Here is a 20,249-nt window from a genome sequence, read left to right as displayed (position 1 = left end):
TCAGTATATTAAATAATAATGTTGCTGCAAATATACCATTTTAAGAGTTTTGTTTAAAATGTATTTCAAAAATGAGAAGTACGCAATCGTTATTTTTTTTAACATTTAACACTTAAAATGTGTATTATGTTTATTTTTTTTACTAAAATTGGGCTCTTTTTTATATTTAAATTAATTGTAATGAGTACAAGTAAAATTACTGTAATACTTTTATTTCTAGTTGCGACCGTTTTTGGTCAACAAAAAATCACTATCGAAAATATTTACGGAGGTGCTTTTCGAGCAAAAGGAATGGATGAATTACAATCTTTGAAAAATACAGACCAATATACTGTATTGAATGTTGATAGAGCAAGCAGAAGCATGCAGATTGATTTATATGATTTTGCAACTTTAAAAAAGGTTTCTAATTTAATTGATACAAAAAATCACCCAGCACTTTCAGAAGGAATTGACAGCTATATTTTTGATGCATCTGAAAAGAAAATTTTAATTGCATGCCATACAAATCAGATTTTCCGTCGTTCTTTTACTGCAGATTATTATTTATATGATATCACATCAAAATCATTGACAAAACTTTTTGATTTTCAAATTCAAGAGCCTACTTTTTCTCCTGATGGTTCAAAAATAGCTTACGCAAGAGAAAACAATTTATATGTATATGATATTGCTTCTAAAAAATCTACTCCAATTACAACAGACGGAAAAAAGAATGCTGTAATTAATGGTATTACAGACTGGGTTTATGAAGAAGAATTTGCTTTTGTTCGTGCTTTTGATTGGAGCAAAGACAGTAAAAAAGTAGCCTATATTCGTTTTGATGAAAGCCAGGTTCCAGAATTTTCAATGTCAATGTTTCATAAAGATTTGTATCCAACAATCGAAACTTTCAAATATCCAAAAGCGGGAGAAAAAAACTCAGAAGTTTCATTACATATATATGATGTAGCTGCTGGAGCAACTAAAAAAGTAGATTTAGGAAAATATAATGATTTTTATATTGCAAGATTACAATGGACAAATGATGCAAATACACTTTCTGCACAAGTCTTAAATCGTCACCAAGACAACTTAGATTTATTGTTTGTTGATGGAAATACTGCGGTTGCAAAAGTTGTTTTGAATGAAAAAGACAAGGCTTATGTAGATGTAACAGACAATTTAACTTTCTTAAAAGACAACAGTTTTATCTGGACTAGCGAAAAAGACGGTTTCAATCATATCTATTTATATGACAAAACTGGAAAACTTAAAAATCAAGTTACAAAAGGAAGCTGGGAAGTTGTTTCTTACTACGGTTTCGACGAAAAAACAAAAACTATTTTCTACCAATCTACAGAAAATGGTTCTATCAATAGAGATATTTACAGAGTTGGTTTAGATGGAAAAAACAAAACTCGTTTAACTACAAAAGTGGGAACAAGTGCGGCAACTTTCAGTCCGAACTTCCAATATTTCATTACAACTTTCTCAAGTAATTTAGTTCCTACGACTTATACTTTGAATGAATCAAAAACAGGAAAAGAAATTCAGATTATAGAAAACAATCAAGCGCTTGCTGATAAACTGAAAGCGTATAATTTGCCTGCAAAAGAATTTATTGTTTTAAAAACAGCAAAAGGAAACGAATTAAATGCTTGGATCTTAAAACCAAAAGATTTTGATTCTTCTAAAAAATACCCAGTTTTCATGTACCAATATTCTGGACCAGGATCGCAACAAGTAAACAACGATTGGAATAATTCTGATGATTATTGGTTCTTGTCTCTTACACAACAAGGTTATATTGTAGCTTGTGTTGATGGAAGAGGAACTGGTTTTAAGGGAGCTGATTTCAAAAAAGTGACCCAAAAAGAATTAGGAAAATATGAAGTAGAAGATCAAATTGATGCAGCTAAAGTTATAGGTTCTTATCCGTATGTTGATGCATCAAGAATTGGAATTTTCGGATGGAGTTATGGAGGATTTATGGCTTCTAACTGTATTTTTCAAGGAAACGATGTTTTCAAAATGGCAATCGCTGTTGCTCCAGTAACCAACTGGAGATTTTATGACAGTGTTTACACAGAAAGATACATGCAGACTCCACAGGAAAATGCAAGTGGATACGATCAAAATTCGCCAATCAATCACGTTGATAAATTAAAAGGTAAATTTTTATTGATTCATGGTTCTGGCGATGATAACGTTCACGTTCAGAATTCAATGCAGATGATGGAGGCCTTAATTCAGGCTAATAAACAGTTTGATTCTCAAATTTATCCGGATAAAAATCATGGTATTTACGGCGGAAAAACAAGAATTCAGCTTTATAATAAAATGACTAATTTTATCAAGGAAAATCTATAATCTAAAACTTTAAACTTAATTAAATAATCGAATAATATGGGGGAAAATCAAGTAAAAACTGCGCATCCAAAAGGACTTTGGGTATTATTTGGAACTGAGATGTGGGAGCGGTTCAATTTTTATGGAATGCGAGCTTTATTGACTTTATTTCTTGTAAATTCATTATTAATGAAAGAAGAAGAAGCTTCGTTGATTTACGGAGGTTTTCTTGGTCTTTGTTATTTAACTCCAATGTTAGGAGGTTTTGTAGCCGATCGTTATTTAGGAAACAGAAATTGTATCTTATTAGGAGGATTATTAATGGCTATCGGACAATTGCTTTTGTTTACAAGTGGAAGCGTTTTTGAGTCTAACTTAGGACTGGCAAAAATCATTATGTATTCGGCGTTGGGTGTAATTGTTTTTGGTAACGGATTCTTTAAACCAAATATTTCTAGTATGGTTGGAAGCTTGTATCCAAAACAAGAAAAAACAAAATTAGACAGTGCATTTACGATTTTCTATATGGGAATTAACATCGGAGCTTTTCTTGGACAATCAATTTGCCCATTATTAGGAGATGTTAAAGATGCAGGAGGAGTTAGAGATATCCACGCTTTTAGATGGGGATTCTTGGCAGCTTCTGTTGCAATGTTGTTAGGAACAGTTCTTTTTTACTTTTTGAAAAACAAATATGTTGTTTCTCCAGAAGGAAAACCATTAGGTGGACTTCCATCTAAAAATGATGCTTCAGATTTTGAAGAAGGAGAAGCACAACAAGCAAACTTTTCTGGTAAAGCTTTAGCAATTGCAGGAATTGCATTTATTGCTTTAGGATTCTTTTTTCATTATGTTGTAGGTCAAAATTTAATTTATACTTTGATTTATTCAAGTGGTTTGGCATTGGCTGGATTAATTATATCTGACACTTCTTTAACTAAAGTTGAAAGAGATAGAATTATTGTAATTTACATTGTATCATTCTTTATTATTTTCTTCTGGGCAGCGTTTGAGCAGGCAGGTTCATCTTTGACTTTTATTGCTGACAACCAAACAGACAGACATTTCTTTGGATGGGCAATGCCACCATCAATGGTTCAGATTTTCAACGGATTATTCGTTGTACTTTTAGCGGTTCCGTTTAGTGTTCTTTGGGATACTTTAAGGGCTAAAGGAAAAGAACCAATTTCTCCAGTAAAATTAGCTGTTGGATTAGTTGTAATTTCAATCAGTTTCTTCATGATTGCAACTCAGGTTTCTTATATCGGAACTTCTGGTTTGTTATTGGTTAAATGGTTGATCTTATTATATTTCTTAAATACATGTGCTGAGTTATGTTTATCTCCAATCGGATTGTCATTGGTTGGTAAACTATCTCCAAAACGTTTTGCTTCATTGTTATATGGAGTATTCTTTTTGTCTAATGCTTCTGGTTATGCATTAGGAGGAACTTTAGGCTCAATCTTACCAGCAACTGGAGACAAATTTGCAAAAGCAAAAGAATTAGGAATCGATCTTCAAGCTATTTTAGATAAAAAAATAACTCCAACGACAGAGCAAGTTGCTTTGTTGGATCATCATCAAATTAGTGCTCAAAATCCAATTTTTGCAGGATTTGAAATCCATAACTTATACGAATTCTTTATGGTATTTGTTGTTCTAACAGGTATTGCGGCGATTTTATTGTTTGCTTTAACGCCATTGTTAAAGAAATTAATGCACGGAGTTAGATAAAAATGGAAAAGAATATTACTCTCGAAGAAATTCAAAATTTTGAAGGCAAGTACCCAAAGCAATTGTGGTACTTGTTTTTTGTTGAAATGTGGGAACGTTTCTGTTTCTACGGAATGCGTGGTGTGCTTACAATTTTTATGGTAGATCAACTTTTTTTGAAAGAAGATCATGCTAATTTACAATATGGAGCAATTCAGGCTTTTGTTTATGCTTTTACTTTTATTGGAGGTATTTTTGCAGATAAAGTTTTAGGATTTAAAAAATCCTTGTTCTTTGGTGCGATTGTAATGATTCTTGGAAATCTTTTAATCGCAGTTGCTCCTCATGATTTGTTTTACTACGGAATTGCTTTTTCAATTATTGGAACAGGTTTCTTTAAGCCAAATGTTTCTTCAATGGTCGGAGAATTGTATAAAGAAGACGATGGAAGAAGAGATGCTGGTTATGGAATGTTTTATGCCGGAATAAACGTTGGAGGGCTTCTTGGAGGTGCTTTATGTGTTTATTTAGGAAAATACTATTCTTGGCAATTGTGCTTCTTGTCGGCAGCGATTGTAATGTTTTTAGGATTGGTTACTTTTTTAATGACTAAAAAATACTTAGGTCCAATTGGAGATTCTCCTTTGTTGAATCTAGATTCAAGTAAAAGAAAAGTACGCGAAATAGCAGTTTACGGACTTTCGTTATTAAGTATTCCTCTTATTTATGTTATGGTTAAAAATACTGATTATACTGATTATTTCATGTATACAATTGGTATTGTAGCGGTGTTATATTTTTCTTATGAATTGTATAAATTGGGAGATGTTAAACTACAGAAAAAGCTTTTTGCAGCATTTTTATTTGTGTTTTTCTATCTTTTATTTAATGCAATTTACGAACAGAGTGGAGGTTCATTATCGCTTTTTGCGAAAGATAATTTAGATAATAAATTGTTGTTCTTTAATATTGATCCAAATATCATCAACAATAGTTCGAATACTTTCTTTGTGGTTGTTTTAAGTCCGCTGATTGGTTTGTTGTGGATCTGGATGGGAAAAAGAAAAATTGAACCTAATACATTAATCAAATTCGGAATCGGATTTTTGTTCTTAGCAGCATCTTTCTATATTTTCTATCTAACGAGATTTTTTGCAAATGCCCAAGGAATTGCCTCTTTAAATGTGTTTACTTTTGCTTATTTAGTGACAACAATCGGTGAGCTTTGTTTAGGCCCAATCGGAATGTCTATCATTACAAAATTATCGCCAAAACGATTATTTGGAATGATGATGGGATTGTGGTTTTTGGCAGCAGCCTTTGGACAATTATTCGCAGGGAAATTAGGCGCAGAGATTTCGAGATCAAATACGGGAGATACATTATTGTCTAAGTTACAATCGTATACAGAGGGATATTATCAATTGGCTATTTATTCGCTTATTGCAGGTGTTGTCTTGATTGCAATTTCTCCAATTATTAAAAAATTAATGCAAGAAGTTAAATAAATATATCGTAATCAGATTTTGCATAAATTTGTCAAAATTTCCCCATTATGAAAAAAATACTACTTATTGCTTTGTTTTTAATTGGTGCTGCGAATCTTCAGGCACAAGAATTAAAATGGTATACAGATGTTAGAGAAGCGATCACGGTGAGTAACAAAGAACAAAAACCTATGTTAATGTTTTTTACAGGAAGTGATTGGTGTGGTTGGTGTATTCGTTTGCAAAACGAGGTTCTTAAGACAGAAGAATTCAAAAAATGGGCATCTACTAATGTTGTTTTAGTAGAATTAGATTATCCTAGTAAAGCTGTTTCTCAAACACCAGAACTTAAAAATCAAAATCTGGAATTGCAGCAAGCTTTTGCAATTCAGGGTTTTCCAACAATTTTCTTTACAAGTGCAGAATCTAAAGATGGAAGAGTGAATTTTAAAGGTCTTGGTAAAACAGGATATGTTGCGGGCGGACCGTCTGCTTGGCTTACGGTTGCTGAAGGAATTTTACATCCGAAGAAATCATAAATTAAAAACATAAAATAATATAAAGCCTCTCACAGATCGTGAGGGGCTTTTTTTGTTTCGTAAGAAAAAGTTTTCAATAGGTATAAGTGTTTTTACGTATTTTGTATTTTATTGTATTTAAAAAAACACATAATGTATTTTTTAAGCTAATAAAAATTGGAAAATTAAAATATAATGTTAATTTCGTCATGCTAATCTAACCAAAACCAAATTATATGACTAAAAAACTACTTATCCTACTGTTTTTTTTAGGTTCATTTATGATGCAAGCACAAAGCCTAGCATGGCGCACAAGCATGACTGATGCTATTGCGATAAGCAACGACCAAAAAAAACCAATGTTGATTTTATTCACTGCCTCAGGTGTACCAGACAATCTTCAAAACGAAATTTTTAAAACCCCAGATTTTGCTGTTTGGTCACGTGACAATGTGATTTTAGTAAAATTAGATCTATCTGATATGAATGCTTCTGATAGTGATCGAGAACAAAACGTAAAGCTGAAAAATGCTTTTGGAGTTCAGGATCTTCCAGAAGTATGTTTTGCAATGGCATCAGTCAGAAAGAACAAAACGACTTTTAGTGCTTTAGGAAAAATTGCCTACAAGCCTGGAGGAGCTAAAGCCTGGATTGCAGAATCAAATACGATTTTACATCCAGTAGAATAACAAGTACATTCAACTTTTATTTTAATTTTTTTTTGATCCCTTTTTGCTTTGCAGAAAGGGATTTTTTTATCGTTAAAATTCAGGTAGAGAATTGATTTTTTTTAGTAGTGTTTTTTTAACATTTATTAAAAAAATATCCTATTATTATTAATTTGATTTTAATGTTTAGTAGAGAGTTATTAATTCATTAAATAATTCGTTTGGTTCAGTTTTTATACTATTTTAGTTTTATTAACTTACCCTAAACCCAATATTATGCTTCAAAAACTACTTATCCTACTACTTTTTTTTAGTTCATTTTTTGTCAGCGCACAGAATAGTATCTGGAGAACAGATATTAATGATGCTGTTACTGCAAGTACAGAAAAAAGAAAACCATTACTAATTTTCTTTACAGGTCAGGGTGTAAATCCTCAGCTTCAAAATGAAATTTTTGCTTCAAGAGATTTTGAAGAATGGTCTCGTAAAAATGTTATTTTGGTAAAACTTGATCTTTCAGATCAATCGCTTACAGATATAGCGAAAGAACAAAACTTAAGATTGAAAAATGCTTTTGGGATCGAAGAAATCCCGCAAGTGTGTTTTTCGGAAGTAAGTGTCAGAAAAGGAAAAACCAATTTTAATAAACTGGGCCTAATATCTTATATGGCTGGAGTTAAATCTTGGATTTCTGCATCTAATTTGATTTTAAATCCGGAATAATAGAAGTAATTATAGTTTGTAATATCCCTTTTCAGTTGTAGAATGAAAAGGGATATTTCTTTTTATACAACTGTTTTTCCAGAGGTTTTGAATTGAATTTGAATTTGATCCATCAGAAATTATAATTTTAGGATGAATATTTTTCAGCAATCTGTCCAGATTTATTTTTGGTGTTTGAGTCAAAATTAAAATATCTGGTTTTAGGTTAAAAGGATAAATTCCACTGCTGTCAATAATTAGGATTTTTTTATTTTTAAAATAAAGTAAGTTCTTAGTCGCTTCCACTTTTGTTAATGCAATCGAATTTCCAACAAGATAAGGGTTGATATTTCTGTTTTTAGAGTTTTTTTCTAAATTGATATCTCTTGTAAACAGAACGATTTTGCTGCCTATGCGTTCAGAGACAAGTGTGTTATTTTTTTCATTGTAAACAATTAATTCTCTTTCGCTTTCTTTTTGAATTTTAGTCAGTATAAAAGATAATTGAACTAAAATTACAGTGCTAAGTATAAAAATGAGCTTACTATAATTCGGTTTTTTTATCCATATAATAAAGGAAATTATAAGGAGGTAAAAACTCAATAAGTAGTAAGAATTGAAGCTTATGTCTCTAATTACAAATGATTCAATAGAAGCTACACCATGAATCATAAGATTTAATAAATAGATGCTTTTTTCAAAAATCATTATTATAATTAAAGGCGGACTGGTGAAAATAGCAATGAGCATCACGATAATTCCGGCAATCATGATAAAGGACAAAACAGGAAGTATGATAATATTGGTCACAAAAAATAAACCCGGAAACTGGTGAAAATAGAACAAACATAATGGCAAAGTGCCAATTTGTGCAGCAAAAGAAACCGTTAGTGCTTCCCAGATATAAAGTGTTATTTTATTTTTTGGTTTGTAGATATTTTTAAGAATAGGCTGGAGCCATAGAATGAAAAATAATGCTAAATAACTTAATTGAAAACCAACATCAAATAAGAAGTAAGGTTCGAAAAGCAAGATTAAAAGTATTGAAACCAATAAGGTATGATAAATGTTTCCGTTTCTGCGTAAATGATTTCCAATTGCTAAAAAAGAAAACATAACAACAGATCGTAAAACCGATGGAGAAAGTCCAGAAATAACGGCAAATCCGGCTAAAGAAATCAGAATAGAAGTGAGTTTGATAAAAGATCCTCTTTTTGTGTTTGGAATTGGCTTTAAAATAAAAGTGATGAAAAGCATTATAAACCCCACATGCAAACCGGATACCGATAAAATATGAGTAGCTCCCGAATATTGATAATCCTGAATAATATCTTGTGAAATTTCCTGTTGTTGTCCCAGAATTAAGGCAAGTGCCACATTCATTTCTGATTTGCTAAAATTTGATTTTTCAAGGTTCGAAATTATTCTGGAGTGTAATTTTCCGCAATAATACCAGATGTCTTTTTGCAGAGTTTTACTAACTAAAATGTCCTTTTTCTGGCAATAGATCTGAGCATAGATTTGTTTATTGGCCAAATAAGTGCTATAATCAAACTGGTTCGGATTTTTGGCTGATTTACTGTGTTGTAAAGTAGTTTTAACCTTAAGTATATTTCCAATTAATAAAGCATTTTTGCTACTGTCTTTTTGAACGTTGATAATTATTTTTCCGCTATAATTTTTTCCTGAAATACTTTTTACATGAGCAATATATCGGTCACTATAGTCGTTGCTTTTTAGTTTTTCACGAAGTAATAAAACTATAGATTGTGGATTTTCAAATGCAGATTTACACTGTGTGTAATTGTCTTTCTGAAGACTTTCGGTATGGCTTAAAAGAGTTAAGATGCCAAGGATGAAAGAAAGCGAATAGACAGAGAAACCAAATAAAATATATTTTTTAGAATTCTTTAGAGACGAATAATAACTCAAACAAAATAATACAGAAAATAAGGCTAGCAGTAAGGCAACTAGCGAAATAGAGAAATGCATATAGTAAGATGCAACAACTCCAAATATAAAGGCAAATGTAATTTTAACTAAAGGAAAATCTAATACTTTCATGGCTTAAAAGTATTAAATATTTGTAAGAAAAATAGTTAAAATTGTTTTTAATGAACAACCCGATTGACTTGCTCGAAAGAATTTTTGTAGTAAGGTTCTTTTGTAGAGGAAATAATGACACCTTTTGAGGTTGAAGAGTGCACAAATTTAACTTCATCAGAATTGACTTCTGTTATTAATCCAACGTGATTGATTTGTCTGCTTTTATTGGTTTTAAAAAAAATCAGATCGCCTTTTTGGGCATCGTTTAAAGGAATTACTTTTCCGATTTTTGCCTGTTCAAAAGAACTTCTTGGAAGTGTTATGTTTTCGCTTCCAAAAGTAGTGTAAACTAAACCAGAACAATCAAAACCGTTTTTTGTAGTTCCTCCAGCTTTGTAACGAACGCCAATATTGTCGGTTGCTTTTTCGATTAAAGTATTAACCAGATTTCTGTTTTCTTTTTTTGATTCGCTTTTGCTTACAGCCGTTGAAGTTGATTTACATGACGTAAAAACAACAGTGAAAAGCAGAAAAATTACAATTTTTTTCAAAACTCAGATTTTAAATTATTCTTTCAAATCGGCAACAATCAACTCGGCAACAATCAACTCGGCTGTTTTTTTACTCGCGCCAACTCCGCCCAATTTCTGTTCTAATATATCGTAATTTTGTAGCACTTTATTGCGATAATCCGGTTCTAATAATTTTTGAAGTTCTTCTTTAATTCGTTTTTTGTTACATTCTCCCTGAATCAATTCGGTTACAACTTCCTGATCCATAATAAGATTTACAAGAGAAATATATTTTAAAGTAATAATGCGTTTAGCAATTTGATATGAAACTTCGCTTCCTTTGTAACAAACTACTTCGGGAACTTTAAAAAGAGCAGTTTCAAGCGTAGCAGTTCCAGACGTAACAAGTGCAGCTGTTGCAGAACGTAATAGGTTGTATGTTTTGTTGGAAACAAATGCAATGTTTTTATTTTTTAAAAACTGCTGATAAAATTCGAAATCCTGGCTTGGTGCGCCAGCAATGACAAATTCATAATCCTGAAAATCATCAACAACGCTTAGCATTACGCTTAGCATTTTGGTGATTTCCTGTTTACGGCTTCCTGGTAAAACGGCAATAATTGGCTTTTCTCCCAAATTATTTTCTTTTCTAAATGAAGCTTCATCAAATGCGGGTTGATTCTGAATAGCATCAATCAAAGGATGTCCAACAAAATCTACTGGAAAATGGTGTTTATCCTCATAAAAGCTTTTTTCGAAAGGAAGAATAACAAACATTTTATCCACATCTTGCTTGATTGCTTTAATACGATTTTCTTTCCAAGCCCAAATTTGAGGAGAAATGTAGTAATGCGTTTTATAACCTAATTCTTTTGCCCATTTAGCAATTCGCATATTAAAACCAGGGTAATCAATAAAAATGATGACATCAGGTTGAAACTGCGTAATGTCTTTTTTGCAGATTTTAATATTGTTTAAAATAGTTTTTAAGTTGAAAACCACTTCAATAAATCCCATAAAAGCTAGATCTCGATAATGTTTTACAAGAGTTCCGCCAGCTTTTTGCATTAAGTCACCTCCCCAAAAACGAATTTCTGCCTGAGGATCTTCAACATATAATGCTTTCATTAAGTTAGAACCGTGTAAATCTCCAGAGGCTTCACCTGCAATGATATAGTATTTCATGATGGTTTTTTTGAAAATGTGCTAAAGTTATATTCCGTAAATATGGATATTAGCAAAGATAAGATTTAAATAACTAATGTAGAAATTGCTAGAACAATCACTGCTAAAATTACTCCGCGAGCCATGAATTCTTTATTTCTTTTTAAAAGAATGGCAAAAACAGCAAGGTCTAAAAGTGTTCCTAACGTGATGATTTTTCCCATGTAACCATTTTTTCGAATGATTTGAACACCAGATGAAATATCAAAAGTGGTAAAAAAAGTAATAAACAGATAACTGCCTAAAAGCGCAGTAAAAATTCCAATTAAAAAACCGATTCCTATTTCTTTAGTCATTTAATTTCCAAGTATTAAGTTGTTGAATAGAGTGATGGGCAGTAAGATCAAACTGAACAGGAACGACAGAAACATATCCGTTTTCTAAAGCCCATTCATCAGTATCTTCACCTTTATCTTCGTTTACAAATTTTCCGGCAAGCCAGTAATAATCTTTCCCGAAAGGAGTTTGTCTTTTATCAAATTTTTGAGCGTAGTAAGCTTTCGCCTGACGACAAACCTTAATTCCTTTGATTTCTGATTCTTTTAATTTTGGAAAATTGACATTTAAAACAACTCCCGGTGGTAATTTGTTTTCGAGTGTTTCTAAAGCGATTTTTTTGACAAACGATTTAATCTGTTCAAAGTCAGCATTCCAGTCAAAATCCAATAGAGAAAAACCAATAGATTGAATGCCTTCAATTCCAGCTTCAACCGCAGCACTCATCGTTCCAGAATAAATAACATTGATAGAAGAATTAGAACCGTGATTGATGCCCGAAACACATAAATCTGGTTTGCGTTTTAAGATTTCGTTTACTGCCAATTTTACACAATCAACCGGAGTTCCAGAGCAGCTGTATTCTGCAATAGCGTCACCATCTTTAGAAATTTTATCCAGAAATAAAGTATTATTAATGGTTATAGCGTGTCCCATTGCACTTTGAGGTTTATCTGGCGCAACCACAATTACATCGCCGATTGTTTCCATAACGCTGATAAGAGCTCTGATTCCGGGAGCCAAAATACCATCGTCGTTGGTTACTAATATTAAAGGTTTTTGGATTTTCATTTTATAGGTATTATGTGTAATTTTAACAATTGTAAGATTTTAAAAACAAATAAAGTTACTGTTTATGAATGATACGTCACAAATATTGCAAAATTTGTCAACTAAGGTAAAGAACTTTTTTGCGAATTAAACATTTTTATATCTTTAACAAAAAATTATCGTGACGTTAGCTCTCGTGGCATAGTTTTTAACGTAACTTAGATAAAAAAATTGATGAATGCTATTATAAAGTTTATGAAAAGAAATTATAAGATACTCATAGCCGTATTGTGCTTATCGCTTACATTATTTGCATTTAAGATGAATGCCGATAGGACAATCGACCCAGATCCGAACAGAGACAAGACACTTTTAGAATTATTAGCATTTGTTATTGAAAAAGGACATTACAGTCCGGCAGAAATAAATGATGAATTCTCAAAAGGTATTTTTAAAGATTATATAGAGGCATTAGACCCTTCTAAAAGATTTTTCTTGCAGTCTGATATTGACGAATTTAAGCAGTATGAATTAATGCTTGATGATCAATTTTTGAATAAAGACATTACTTTCTTTAATCTTACTTATACAAGATTAATGAAACGTATGGAAGAAAGTAAAAAACGTTACAAAACGATTTTAGCTCAGCCATTCAACTATAATGTGGATGAGACTTTTGATGCTGATTACGAGAAAATCCCGTATGCAAAAAACTTAACGGAGATTAATGAAAGATGGAGAAAACAAATTAAATTATCTACTCTTTCTTCTCTTGTAACAAAACAAAAAATTGAAGAAGAAAAGAAGAAAAAAGATCCAGCTTACAAAGAAAAATCTTTTGAAACCTTAGAAAAAGAAACACGTGAAAGTTCTTTAAAATCATTAGATGATAATTTTAGTGTAATTAAAGATTTGAATAGAGAATACTGGTTTTCAGTGTATTTGAATTCAATTATGACACGTTTTGATCCTCATACTAGTTATTTTGCACCTGAAGAAAAAGATCGTTTTGATGTAAATATCAGTGGTAAATTAGAAGGTATTGGAGCTCGTTTGACTAAGAAAAATGATTTCACTCAAATTGATGAGTTGATTTCTGGAGGTCCAGCATGGAAAGGAAAACAATTAGAAGCTGGAGATTTAATCTTGAAAGTTGCCCAAGGTAATGAAGAGCCGGTAGATGTTGTTGGAATGCGTCTAGATGATGTAGTGAAGAAAATTAAAGGGCACAAAGGAACTGAAGTTAAACTTACAGTGAAAAAAGTAGACGGAAGTATCAAAGTGATTTCAATTATCAGAGATGTTGTTGAAATTGAAGAAACTTACGCTAAGTCTAGTATTGTAGAAAAAAATGGTTTAAAATATGGAGTAATTTATCTTCCTAAATTTTACATCGATTTTGAAAACAAAGACGGACGTGACGCTGGAAAAGATATTGCTCTTGAAGTAGAAAGACTGAAAAAAGAAAACATTAACGGAATTGTTCTTGACGTTCGTGATGATGGTGGAGGATCTCTTTCTACAGTAGTTGATATTGCAGGTTTGTTTATTGAAGAAGGACCAATTGTTCAGGTTAAATCTGCTGGTAAAAAGAAAGAAGTTTTATACGATAAAGATAAAAAAATCGAATGGGACGGACCATTGGTTATCATGGTAAACAGTTTTTCTGCTTCGGCATCTGAGATTTTAGCGGCTGCTATTCAGGATTACAAACGTGGTGTGATTATCGGAAGTAAACAAACTTACGGTAAAGGTACTGTTCAAAATGTATTAGATTTGAATCAATTTGTTCGTAATGCCAATTATGGAGATCTTGGAGCATTGAAAATTACAGGACAAAAATTCTACAGAATCAATGGTGGTTCTACGCAATTAGAAGGTGTTCATAGTGATGTTGTAATGCCAGATCGTTACGCTTACCTAAAAATGGGTGAGAGAGATATCGACAACGCTATGCCTTGGGATAAAATTGATCCAGCTGATTACAGCACTTGGACTTCTAATGAAAATTTTACTAGAGCGATTAATAATAGTAAAAACAGAATTGCTCAAAACGCTCAATTCAAATTGATTGACGATAATGCAAAATGGATTGATGTTAAGAATAAAGAAAACGTTTATAGCTTGAATATTAACAGTTTCAAACAAACTCAGGAGCAAGTTGAAAACGAAGGAAAAAAATATAAACCAATCTCAGATTACAAAAACAGTCTGATTTTCAAGTCACTTCCTTATGAAGAAGCTGAAACAAAAGCAGATGCTTCTTTAAAAGAAAAAAGAGATGCTTGGCATCAGGCATTATCTAAAGACGTTTATGTAGAAGAAGCTTTAAATGTTTTAGATGATTTACAGCCAAAAGGATTGGTGAAAAATAACAATGTTTCTCCTAAAATGAAAAAGGATAAACTAGTGAAGTCTTAAGTTCGAAAAGAATTTAATTTGTTTAAAAACGCTCTATAAATTTTGAATTTATGGAGCGTTTTTTTGTAAGTTTATCTCAATAAAAATAGAATTATGAAAGGTTTTTTAAGTTTGATTTTGATGAGTTTTGCATTGCTGTCTTGTAAAAAAGAAAATGTAGAAATCAATGAGAAAATAAGTAATAATGAAGCTGTTTCTTTTAAAGGAAATGCAAATACTACAGATTCTTTATACACTGTGGCTTATCTTCCAAGTTCGACAACAAAACAGATTGTCAAGCACCAATATTACACGCTTTCTTACAATGAAAAGTTTGAACAGGCTGAATGGGTGGCGTATGAACTGAAAAAAGAATTCTTGAAAAACAACGATTATAAAAGACCTTATTTTATTGAAGATCCCAAAGTAACAACTGGTTCTGCAGATTGGAGAAACTATAAAAACTCCGGATATGATAAAGGACATCTTTGCCCAGCAGGAGATATGGAATTTAATAAAGGTGCTTATAGTGATACTTTTTATACTTCGAACATTTCGCCTCAGAAAAAAGAATTTAATGCCGGAATCTGGAATAGAATAGAGCAGAAGACTCGTTATTGGGCAGGAAAATACAATGATATTTATGTTGTAACTGGAGGAATTGCGAAAGATTCGGACAAAAAAATAGGAACAGAAAAAGTCGCTGTTCCTAAATATTTCTATAAAATTGTTTTAGCGAAATCGGGAAAAGAGCACAAAGCAATTGCATTTTTGGTTCCAAATGAAAAAAGCGATAAATCAATTTACGATTTTGTTGTTCCGATTGAAACTCTGGAAAAAATGACTGGAATTGATTTCTTTCCGAATTTGAAAAACTTAAAAAGTAGTAAGGACTTTTAAATCCGCAATTGTTTCTGTCGGATTTTCAGCTTTAAAAACAAAGCTTCCTGCAACTAAAACATCTGCACCTGCTTCTACTAACTGTTTGGCATTTTTGCTTGTTACACCACCATCAATTTCGATTAGTGTTGAAGCATTTTTGCGTGTAATCAATGCTTTTAGCTTTTTTACTTTATCATAAGTATTTTCAATAAATGATTGTCCGCCAAAACCAGGATTTACACTCATAATGCAAACTACGTCGATGTCATTAATAACATCTTCTAATAAGTCAACATTAGTATGTGGATTCATTGCTACTCCAGCTTTCATTCCTTCTGCTTTAATAGCTTGTAAGGTTCTGTGTAAATGTGTGCAAGCTTCATAATGTACGGTTAGTCCATTTGCGCCTAAATCAGCAAAAGTTTTAATGTAACGATCTGGATCGATAATCATTAAATGTACATCAATATATTTTTTAGCATGTTTTGAAATGGCTTCTAAAACTGGCATTCCGAAAGAGATGTTCGGAACAAAAACTCCATCCATAATATCGATATGAAACCAATCAGCCTGACTGTTATTAATCATTTCGACATCGCGCTGTAAATTAGCAAAATCTGCAGCAAGAACAGAAGGAGCAATAAATGTATTTTTCATTGTGTAGTGTGTTGTTTTTCTTTACAAAGATAATTTTTTTATAACTGGGATTGAAATTTAACCGCAAAGAGCGCAAAGAATTACGCAAAGTTCTCAATCTAAGAAAATATGCTCGCAAAGTCACAGAGTCGTAAAGTTTATTACTCTTTGCGACTCTGTGACTTTGCGAGATTCTTTAAAAAAAACTTAGCGAACTTTGCGTAATTCTTTGCGCTCTTTGCGTTACAAAAAAAGATTTATAAAATAAAAAACTCCGGTAATCAGCCGGAGTTTCAATCATCAATCAAAAAACGAACAGTCAATCAAACTGTTGTTTGGGATAAAATTCCAATTTTAAAATTACCAAATTCCAATTGTTACTTGGAATTTGGAATTTTTGAAAATTTGAAATTTAATATTGTTTATCCTAAGTAAGTTTTAAGGATTTTACTTCTAGAAGTGTGTTTCAATCTACGGATTGCTTTTTCTTTAATCTGACGAACACGCTCACGAGTTAGGTCGAAAGTTTCACCAATTTCTTCAAGAGTCATTGGGTGTTGGTCACCAAGACCAAAATACAAACGAACAACATCTGCCTCTCTTGGAGTTAATGTTTCTAAAGAACGTTCGATTTCAGTACGAAGAGATTCGTGAATTAATTCTCTATCTGGATTTGGAGATTCGCCAGAACGTAATACGTCATAAAGGTTAGAATCTTCTCCTTCAACAAGAGGAGCATCCATAGATAGGTGACGTCCAGAGTTTTTCATAGACTCTTTTACGTCGTTTACAGTCATGTCAAGTTCTTTTGCAATTTCCTCAGCAGAAGGCGGACGCTCGTTAGATTGCTCTAATAACGCATACATTTTGTTGATTTTATTGATAGAACCAATTTTGTTTAATGGTAAACGTACAATACGAGATTGTTCAGCTAAAGCTTGAAGAATCGATTGACGAATCCACCATACAGCGTAAGAAATGAATTTAAAACCACGAGTTTCATCAAAACGTTGAGCCGCTTTAATTAAACCTAAGTTTCCTTCATTAATTAAATCCGGAAGAGTTAATCCTTGATTTTGATATTGTTTAGCCACAGATACTACGAAACGTAGGTTGGCTTTTGTTAGTTTTTCTAAAGCTCTTTGATCACCAGCCTTTATTCTTTGTGCTAATTCTACCTCTTCATCAGCGGTAATTAGGTCAACTTTTCCAATTTCTTGTAGATATTTATCTAACGATGCAGTTTCACGATTAGTTACCTGCTTGGTGATTTTAAGTTGTCTCATGTTGTTGTCTCCCTATTTTTTAAAGTGTACAAATGGTTATACGTAAGGAGTATCAAAAAAGTTACAATAATTTTTTATTTTTTTTAAAATTTATATGTAACCCCAGATTGAATCGAGAAACTATAGGGTTTTGGTACATTGTGATCTTAACTAGATTTCTGATTAATAGCCTTGTAAAGTTGAAAAAGTTGCGTTTGAAATAGTAAAAAAATTAAAAACCCAATTCAATATTTTGAATTGGGGTTTTTAACAAGCGTGCCTCAGGTTGCAATTGCTTGATTAAAATGGGGGCAAAAATCTTAATCTAAGTAATCTTCAGAAGTATCTAAGATATCGTCAAATATCTTTTTGAGCGATTTTATGTAAATCGGAAATGAAATTACTAATACAATATATTCAAATCTCATTACTGTTATATCATCCAGAATTTTATATAAAGAAATAATAATAGCTACTAATGAGATCGTAACTCCAATCCAGGGATTGTTAATTATTTTTTTTGTGAGAGTTAAAAGTTTCATGTCGGGTTGGCTAATTAATTCGATTCTCATCTACTATTATTTTATTTATTTCGGTTGTAAAAGTAATTTCGATTTTTGTTGAAGAATCAAAAAATGTCATGAGTGCCTTTTTTTATGTCATGAAATCTTTTTTAAAAATGAGAAGGACAGAAATTTCGTCTTTAATAAAAAAATCCCCTTTGTTTAAAGAGGATTTTAGAGGATTGTTAAGATAAAATATTGATTTTTTTTATAAAATCTTTATAAGTATCGCTAAGGTTTATTTTATGATTTCCTTTTAAAACAATAAGATTATCGGCTAGAATTATTTCTTCAATTTTATCTGAATTGACGATTGTATTGCGATGTGTCCTGATGAATTTATTTTTATCTAATAAATCACTGATTTTAGTTAGTGAAATTAAGATGACAAATTTTTCTTTTTCGGTAATAATATTGCAGTAACGTTCTTCAACTTCAATGTACAGAATGTCGCTTAAAGATACTTTTTTTAAGGCATTTTTCTTTTTTATAAATAAAAAATCATTACTGATTACAGTGTCTTGTTCTTCACTCAAGAATACATTTGTCTGTGCATAAAACTTCTCTACAGCCATTTCTATAGCGTACAGAATTTCAAGCTCATTAAATGGTTTCATTAGGAAACTAAAAGGCTTTGTAAGTTTTGCGCGTTCAAATATCTGACGGTCCTGTGAACTCGTCAGAAAAACAAAGGGTTTTGAAGCGTTTGGAATAATATTAATCGATTCTGCAAAGGTAATTCCGTCTGGTTTTCCGTCTAAAAAAACATCAATAATAATAATATCGATGGTATTTTCGTAAAAAAGTTTTAAGGCATCGGTAAAGTTTCTGGCAACTCCAACCACAGTAAAGTTGTTTTCTAGCAATACCTTACTTAAGGCATCACTTTGCTCTGGTGTATCTTCAATGATTAAAACATGAATATTATCCATTATTTGCTGTTTTTGGAAAAGTCAGAATCATTTTTGTTCCTTTTTTTAAATTGCTTTCTATGGCTAATTGACCATCATTTTTCCTGACCATTTGTTTACACAGTTGTAATCCTAAACCGGTTCCGATGGTTTCAGAATTGCTTTTTTTAGCAAGTAATTCGCTATCAGAAAGTAAGGCCTCAATAGTTTCCGGTTTCATTCCGATTCCGTCGTCCTGAATTATTAATTGACAAGAAGTAGGAGTATCGTTTTCTGAATAAATGCTTATTTTTCCATTTTCGCTAGAAAATTTAATAGCATTGTCTAATAGATTCCGAAGCACAATTTTTACCGAATCAAGATCTACGAAGATAAAAATATTTTTTGAAACCGAATTTTCGAAAGAAATTCCTTTGTCCTGTAGCAATGGTTTATAATTATACTCAATTTGTTGTACGATAGAATATAAGTGTACAGATTCTTTATGAAAATATAATTGTTTGGTTTGCAACATAGCCCAATGTAATAAGTTATCCAGCAAACTGTAAGCGCTATTGGCAATACCACTATTTTGTACAATTAATTGATTTAATTCCTCGTAATTTTTGGTTTCTAAGGTAGAAGACAATTTTGCATTGCTCGTTTTTAAAGCATTTACAGAAGATCTTAAATCATGGCTTACAATAGAAAATAATTGATCTTTTGTAGCATTAAGTTCATCCAGTTTGTTTTTTTGAAGCAATATGATTTTTGAGCTTTTAACTTTCTGAGCGTAAATATAAACACCACCAGTTAAAAGTAATAATAAGCCAATTGCAGTAAAAAAGAATCCGTTACGTTGAGTGTTTTTTAGTTTGTTTTCAACCTGAAGAACCTTAATTTCCTTTTGTTTTTGAGCAACAGCAAATTTTTTCTCAAAATCGGCAACAGCCCAAACTTTATTTTGGTTGTTCAAAGAATCTTTCCATTGTTCAGATTCTTTTCGATAAGTTAGAGCTATCTTAAAATTGCCTCTGTTTTCTTCTACAACTGCCATGTTTTTAGCAGCTACTCTTTTAGTATCAATATCTTTAACTTGTTTTGATAATTTATAGGCATTTTCAAAATAGGGAATTGCCTGATTGTCTTTATATTGTTCATAATATAAAGAAGCTATATTAAAATAAGAATTTATAAGCGGTAGTGTATCGTTACTGTTTTTTAATATTTCTGAATTTTTTAATAAATAAAACTCCGCTTTATCAAATTGATTTAAATGAAGATAACAGATGCCAAGATTACCATAAACACTATATATATGGCAATCGTTATTTTTTGTTGAAGGTTCAAGTACTTTTTGAAAAT

The 20,249-nt window shown here is 31.6% G+C and carries 17 protein-coding genes; 8 read left to right on the top strand and 9 right to left on the bottom strand.

The window, feature by feature from the left end; translation table 11 throughout:
- Positions 1-180 precede the first annotated feature (180 nt).
- From VGE71_RS14740 to VGE71_RS14715, 6 genes are all read left to right on the top strand, one after another.
- Entirely contained in the window at positions 181-2,352 is a 2,172-nt protein-coding gene (locus VGE71_RS14740; protein WP_331139015.1) for a S9 family peptidase, read from the top strand.
- A gap of 36 nt (positions 2,353-2,388) precedes the next feature.
- Positions 2,389-4,065, top strand: a complete 1,677-nt coding sequence (locus VGE71_RS14735; RefSeq protein WP_331139014.1) for a peptide MFS transporter — start codon at positions 2,389-2,391, stop codon at positions 4,063-4,065.
- 2 nt (positions 4,066-4,067) lie between these two features.
- Positions 4,068-5,552, top strand: coding sequence for a peptide MFS transporter (locus VGE71_RS14730; RefSeq protein ID WP_331139013.1), 1,485 nt, complete (start codon positions 4,068-4,070; stop codon positions 5,550-5,552).
- 47 nt (positions 5,553-5,599) lie between these two features.
- Positions 5,600-6,070: a thioredoxin family protein gene (locus VGE71_RS14725; protein ID WP_331139012.1), complete on the top strand. Its 471-nt coding sequence runs from the start codon at positions 5,600-5,602 to the stop codon at positions 6,068-6,070.
- Between the two features lie 215 nt (positions 6,071-6,285).
- Complete coding sequence (locus VGE71_RS14720; RefSeq protein ID WP_144215677.1) at positions 6,286-6,738, top strand: thioredoxin family protein; 453 nt, start codon at positions 6,286-6,288, stop codon at positions 6,736-6,738.
- A 255-nt stretch (positions 6,739-6,993) separates the two neighbouring features.
- Positions 6,994-7,440 (top strand): thioredoxin family protein, encoded by a 447-nt coding sequence (locus tag VGE71_RS14715; RefSeq protein WP_331139011.1) that lies wholly within the window; start codon positions 6,994-6,996, stop codon positions 7,438-7,440.
- A 9-nt stretch (positions 7,441-7,449) separates the two neighbouring features.
- Here VGE71_RS14715 and VGE71_RS14710 read toward each other — a convergent pair whose 3' ends face one another.
- The 5 genes from VGE71_RS14710 to surE all read right to left on the bottom strand — a co-directional run bounded on the left by VGE71_RS14710 (position 7,450) and on the right by surE (position 12,269).
- Positions 7,450-9,483 (bottom strand): ComEC/Rec2 family competence protein, encoded by a 2,034-nt coding sequence (locus VGE71_RS14710; RefSeq protein WP_331139010.1) that lies wholly within the window; start codon positions 9,481-9,483, stop codon positions 7,450-7,452.
- A gap of 47 nt (positions 9,484-9,530) precedes the next feature.
- Positions 9,531-10,016: a C40 family peptidase gene (locus tag VGE71_RS14705; RefSeq protein ID WP_331139009.1), complete on the bottom strand. Its 486-nt coding sequence runs from the start codon at positions 10,014-10,016 to the stop codon at positions 9,531-9,533.
- Between the two features lie 15 nt (positions 10,017-10,031).
- Complete coding sequence (gene lpxB, locus VGE71_RS14700) at positions 10,032-11,162, bottom strand: lipid-A-disaccharide synthase (RefSeq protein WP_331139008.1); 1,131 nt, start codon at positions 11,160-11,162, stop codon at positions 10,032-10,034.
- A gap of 65 nt (positions 11,163-11,227) precedes the next feature.
- A complete protein-coding gene (locus tag VGE71_RS14695; protein ID WP_331139007.1) occupies positions 11,228-11,497 on the bottom strand; it encodes a hypothetical protein in 270 nt (89 codons plus the stop codon).
- Positions 11,490-12,269, bottom strand: coding sequence for a 5'/3'-nucleotidase SurE (gene surE, locus VGE71_RS14690; protein ID WP_331139006.1), 780 nt, complete (start codon positions 12,267-12,269; stop codon positions 11,490-11,492). Before surE ends, VGE71_RS14695 begins: the two co-directional genes overlap by 8 nt.
- Before the next feature lie 213 nt (positions 12,270-12,482).
- Here surE and VGE71_RS14685 point away from each other — a divergent pair, with 213 nt between their 5' ends.
- Positions 12,483-14,669: a carboxy terminal-processing peptidase gene (locus VGE71_RS14685; RefSeq protein ID WP_331139005.1), complete on the top strand. Its 2,187-nt coding sequence runs from the start codon at positions 12,483-12,485 to the stop codon at positions 14,667-14,669.
- 93 nt (positions 14,670-14,762) lie between these two features.
- The gene (locus VGE71_RS14680; protein WP_331139004.1) at positions 14,763-15,548 is read left to right on the top strand and encodes a DNA/RNA non-specific endonuclease; all 786 of its coding nucleotides are present in this window, start codon (positions 14,763-14,765) and stop codon (positions 15,546-15,548) included.
- Here VGE71_RS14680 and rpe read toward each other — a convergent pair.
- From rpe to VGE71_RS14660, 4 genes are all read right to left on the bottom strand, one after another.
- Positions 15,525-16,187, bottom strand: coding sequence for a ribulose-phosphate 3-epimerase (gene rpe / locus VGE71_RS14675; protein ID WP_306155746.1), 663 nt, complete (start codon positions 16,185-16,187; stop codon positions 15,525-15,527). The two genes, VGE71_RS14680 and rpe, sit on opposite strands and share 24 nt — an antisense overlap.
- A gap of 401 nt (positions 16,188-16,588) precedes the next feature.
- Positions 16,589-17,452, bottom strand: a complete 864-nt coding sequence (locus VGE71_RS14670; protein ID WP_007804760.1) for a sigma-70 family RNA polymerase sigma factor — start codon at positions 17,450-17,452, stop codon at positions 16,589-16,591.
- Between the two features lie 727 nt (positions 17,453-18,179).
- Entirely contained in the window at positions 18,180-18,926 is a 747-nt protein-coding gene (locus VGE71_RS14665; protein ID WP_144215664.1) for a LytR/AlgR family response regulator transcription factor, read from the bottom strand.
- Positions 18,919-20,249, bottom strand: a 1,331-nt coding sequence (locus VGE71_RS14660) for a tetratricopeptide repeat-containing sensor histidine kinase (RefSeq protein WP_331139003.1), incomplete at its 5' end; no start/stop codon positions are given. The genes VGE71_RS14665 and VGE71_RS14660, both read right to left, overlap by 8 nt.

Origin of the sequence: Flavobacterium sp., from assembly GCF_036405015.1 — a bacterium.
In the GTDB taxonomy this organism is placed as follows: domain Bacteria; phylum Bacteroidota; class Bacteroidia; order Flavobacteriales; family Flavobacteriaceae; genus Flavobacterium.
Note: the sequence above shows the minus strand (reverse complement) of the source record. Positions and strands in the feature narration are given on the sequence as shown.

Excerpts from the sequence above, each read along its gene's own strand:
- VGE71_RS14740 (WP_331139015.1), top strand. The coding sequence starts at position 181 with ATGAGTACAAGTAAAATTACTGTAATACTTTTATTTCTAGTTGCGACC.
- VGE71_RS14735 (WP_331139014.1), top strand. The coding sequence starts at position 2,389 with ATGGGGGAAAATCAAGTAAAAACTGCGCATCCAAAAGGACTTTGGGTA.
- VGE71_RS14730 (WP_331139013.1), top strand. The coding sequence starts at position 4,068 with ATGGAAAAGAATATTACTCTCGAAGAAATTCAAAATTTTGAAGGCAAG.
- VGE71_RS14725 (WP_331139012.1), top strand. The coding sequence starts at position 5,600 with ATGAAAAAAATACTACTTATTGCTTTGTTTTTAATTGGTGCTGCGAAT.
- VGE71_RS14720 (WP_144215677.1), top strand. The coding sequence starts at position 6,286 with ATGACTAAAAAACTACTTATCCTACTGTTTTTTTTAGGTTCATTTATG.
- VGE71_RS14715 (WP_331139011.1), top strand. The coding sequence starts at position 6,994 with ATGCTTCAAAAACTACTTATCCTACTACTTTTTTTTAGTTCATTTTTT.
- VGE71_RS14710 (WP_331139010.1), bottom strand. The coding sequence starts at position 9,483 with ATGAAAGTATTAGATTTTCCTTTAGTTAAAATTACATTTGCCTTTATA.
- lpxB (WP_331139008.1), bottom strand. The coding sequence starts at position 11,162 with ATGAAATACTATATCATTGCAGGTGAAGCCTCTGGAGATTTACACGGT.
- VGE71_RS14695 (WP_331139007.1), bottom strand. The coding sequence starts at position 11,497 with ATGACTAAAGAAATAGGAATCGGTTTTTTAATTGGAATTTTTACTGCG.
- surE (WP_331139006.1), bottom strand. The coding sequence starts at position 12,269 with ATGAAAATCCAAAAACCTTTAATATTAGTAACCAACGACGATGGTATT.
- VGE71_RS14685 (WP_331139005.1), top strand. The coding sequence starts at position 12,483 with ATGAATGCTATTATAAAGTTTATGAAAAGAAATTATAAGATACTCATA.
- VGE71_RS14680 (WP_331139004.1), top strand. The coding sequence starts at position 14,763 with ATGAAAGGTTTTTTAAGTTTGATTTTGATGAGTTTTGCATTGCTGTCT.
- rpe (WP_306155746.1), bottom strand. The coding sequence starts at position 16,187 with ATGAAAAATACATTTATTGCTCCTTCTGTTCTTGCTGCAGATTTTGCT.
- VGE71_RS14670 (WP_007804760.1), bottom strand. The coding sequence starts at position 17,452 with ATGAGACAACTTAAAATCACCAAGCAGGTAACTAATCGTGAAACTGCA.
- VGE71_RS14665 (WP_144215664.1), bottom strand. The coding sequence starts at position 18,926 with ATGGATAATATTCATGTTTTAATCATTGAAGATACACCAGAGCAAAGT.